The 3,043-nt window shown below is 59.9% G+C and carries 3 protein-coding genes; all 3 read right to left on the bottom strand.

Annotated elements, in window-relative coordinates:
* Window positions 1-179: 179 nt before the first annotated feature.
* The 3 genes from fabG to plsX all read right to left on the bottom strand — a co-directional run bounded on the left by fabG (window position 180) and on the right by plsX (window position 3,024).
* Entirely contained in the window at window positions 180-920 is a 741-nt protein-coding gene (gene fabG, locus ACIP8I_RS27040) for a 3-oxoacyl-ACP reductase FabG (RefSeq protein ID WP_027612356.1), read from the bottom strand.
* 16 nt (window positions 921-936) lie between these two features.
* Entirely contained in the window at window positions 937-1,875 is a 939-nt protein-coding gene (gene fabD, locus ACIP8I_RS27035; RefSeq protein ID WP_400764915.1) for an ACP S-malonyltransferase, read from the bottom strand.
* 123 nt (window positions 1,876-1,998) lie between these two features.
* Complete coding sequence (plsX, locus tag ACIP8I_RS27030; protein WP_400764916.1) at window positions 1,999-3,024, bottom strand: phosphate acyltransferase PlsX; 1,026 nt, start codon at window positions 3,022-3,024, stop codon at window positions 1,999-2,001.
* Window positions 3,025-3,043: the final 19 nt, after the last annotated feature.

The raw sequence follows: 3,043 nt of genomic DNA, 5'->3' as shown, positions 1-3,043 counted from the left end.
AATCGACAAATTCAGGCAGCTGGCCAGTGTGTAAGTGTATAGAAAGGCTATTCAGCTTTACAACTGAAAGCTTCACTCCTCAAACCCTGCGGCCCTCTGCCTATAAATAGATTGCAGCTTTATAACGGATTTTAGACAGCTCGTATGACATTTTTTTGAAGCAATCCGTCACATTTTACTTACATGTACATCCCACCGTTCACCGGGATTGTAGCCCCAGTGACGTATGCCGCACCGTCGGATGCAAGAAAAGCGACCACCGAAGCGATCTCTTGAGCTTGTCCCAGACGGCCCAGCGGAATCTGCGTCTGCAAGGCTTCACGCTGTGCTTCCGGCAGTTCGCGGGTCATATCGGTATCGATGAACCCAGGGGTTACCGAGTTGACCGTAATCGAACGCGAACCGACTTCACGCGCCATTGCACGGCTGAAACCTTCCAGACCGGCCTTGGCGGCTGCATAGTTTACTTGGCCTGCGTTGCCCATGGCACCCACCACCGAGCCAATACTGATAATTCGGCCCCAGCGCGCCTTGGTCATGCCACGCAAAACGCCCTTGGACAGGCGATACAGACTGTTCAGGTTGGTATCGATCACGTCGTACCATTCATCGTCTTTCATGCGCATCATCAGGTTATCGCGGGTGATGCCGGCATTATTGACCAGAATCGCCGGCGCGCCGAACTGCTCCTGAATGCTCGCGATCACGGCGGCAACGGATTCGTCGCTGGTGACGTTCAGTTCCAGGCCGGTACCTTGAATGCCGTGCTCCTTGAGCGTGGCAGCAATGGCCTCGGCACCCTTGGCGGAGGTCGCGGTGCCAACGACGATGGCGCCCTGACGACCCAGTTCCAGTGCGATAGCCTGGCCGATACCGCGGCTTGCACCGGTGACCAGTGCAACTTTACCTTGCAGACTCATGCAAGTTTCTCCTGATTCAGGCCAGCGCTGCACGGGCGGCAGCGAAAGCGTCTGGGGTGTTGAGATTGGAAGTCGAAACGCCTTCGGCGCAACGTTTGTTCAGACCGGCCAGCACTTTGCCCGGGCCGCACTCGACCAGACTGGTAGCGCCTTTGGCAGCCAGCGTCTGAACCGATTCAACCCAGCGAACGGGCTTGTACAGTTGTTCGAGCAGATCACGCTTGAGGGTTTCCAGATCGGCCGGCACTTGCGCGCTGACGTTCTGTACCACCGGAATCTGCGGCGCCTGCCAGTCGATGGCGGCGATGGATTCGGCAAAGCGCTCGGCAGCCGGACGCATCAGTTCGCAATGCGACGGCACGCTCACCGGCAACGGCATGGCACGCTTGGCACCACGGGTCTTGCAGCCTTCGATGGCACGCTCGACCGCAGCCTTCGCACCGGCAATCACTACCTGGCCCGGCGAGTTGAAGTTCACCGCGCTGACCACTTCGCCCTGCGCCGCTTCGGCACAGGCTGCCAGCACGTCGGCATCTTCCAGACCGAGGATCGCAGCCATGCCGCCCTGTCCGGCCGGAACGGCTTCCTGCATCAACTGGCCACGGCGCTCAACGAGTTTGACCGCGTCAGCCAGGCTCAGGCTGCCGGCAGCGACCAGCGCGCTGTATTCACCCAGGCTGTGACCGGCAACGAATGCCGGACGCGCGCCGCCTTCAGCCAGCCACAGACGCCACAGGGCGATCGAGGCGGTCAGAATGGCCGGTTGGGTTTTGTCGGTTTGATTGAGCAGCTCTTCCGGGCCCTGCTGGGTCAGTGCCCACAGGTCATAGCCCAGAGCCTCAGAGGCTTCTTTGAATGTTTCGAGGATCAACGGATATTCCGCGCCCAACTCGGCCAGCATGCCGAGGGACTGCGAACCCTGTCCTGGAAAGACGAATGCGAGGGAAGCAGACATGTAACAAGCCCCTAATGATCTTGTCGTCGAAAAATGACGTCCCGCAGGGGGACGCAAGAAACTGACAGTTGGATGGCCCTTTGAACCGGGCGGTCACATTTAAGCATTGTCCGACGAAAACGCCTAAGACAACAGATCCTCCAGACGACCGTGGAGGCGTTCGGGCAGGTTCTCCTGAATCTCGATCAGCGCGCGTTGAATCGCACTCTGAAAACCCTGAACCCCGGCCGAACCGTGACTTTTCACCACGATCCCCTGCAAGCCGAGGAAGCTTGCGCCGTTATGTCGCGCCGGCGCCAGATCAGCCTGCAGGCGCTTCATCAATGGCAGGGCCAAAGCACCTACCACGCGCGAAGCAAGGTTTTTCCTGAACAAGGCTTCGATGCGCGCGGCGATCATCGTCGCCAGCCCTTCGCTGGACTTGAGCAGGATATTGCCGACAAAACCGTCACAGACCACCACATCCGCCTCGCCGCGATACAGGCCATCACCCTCGACAAAACCGATGTAGTTGATGCCACGCGCCGCCTGCAGCAAGGTCGCCGCCAGCTTGACCTGCTGATTGCCCTTGATGTCTTCGGTGCCGATATTCAGCAACGCGACGCGCGGCCGGGCGATACCCAGCGTCTGCGCCGCCACCGAGCCCATCACCGCGAACTGCAACAGATGCTCGGCGCTGCAATCGACGTTGGCGCCCAGGTCGAGCAACTGGCAATAGCCCTTCTGCGTCGGGATCGCCGCGACCATCGCCGGCCGATCAATCCCCGGCAAGGTCTTGAGCACGAAACGCGACAACGCCATCAGCGCCCCGGTATTGCCGGCACTGACACAGGCCTGGGCCTTGCCGTCACGCACCAGTTCCAGGGCGACACGCATCGACGAGTCCGGCTTGCCACGCAAGGCCTGGGTCGGCTTTTCGTCCATGGTGATGACTTCAGACGCCGGGACAATCGTCAGGCGCGCGCGATCGGCAGCCGATTGGCCGTTGATCAGTTCTTCGAGAAGGGAGGGTTGACCGACGAGGGTCAGGTGCAGCGAGGGCGTAGCAGAAAGGCAAGCAAGGCTGGCCTGAACAATGCTGCGGGGACCGTAGTCCCCGCCCATTGCGTCATTCGCTATGAGTTGAGCAGAGAAGTTTTTACTCGTCAGCGCCCTTGTCGATCACTTT

The sequence above is a fragment of the Pseudomonas sp. NPDC088414 genome (assembly GCF_044753325.1).
Classification (GTDB): domain Bacteria; phylum Pseudomonadota; class Gammaproteobacteria; order Pseudomonadales; family Pseudomonadaceae; genus Aquipseudomonas.
Note: the sequence above shows the minus strand (reverse complement) of the source record. Positions and strands in the feature narration are given on the sequence as shown.

Bases quoted from the DNA above. Each gene is read 5' to 3' on its own strand.
- fabD (WP_400764915.1), bottom strand. From the start codon at position 1,875: ATGTCTGCTTCCCTCGCATTCGTCTTTCCAGGACAGGGTTCGCAGTCC.
- fabG (WP_027612356.1), bottom strand. From the start codon at position 920: ATGAGTCTGCAAGGTAAAGTTGCACTGGTCACCGGTGCAAGCCGCGGT.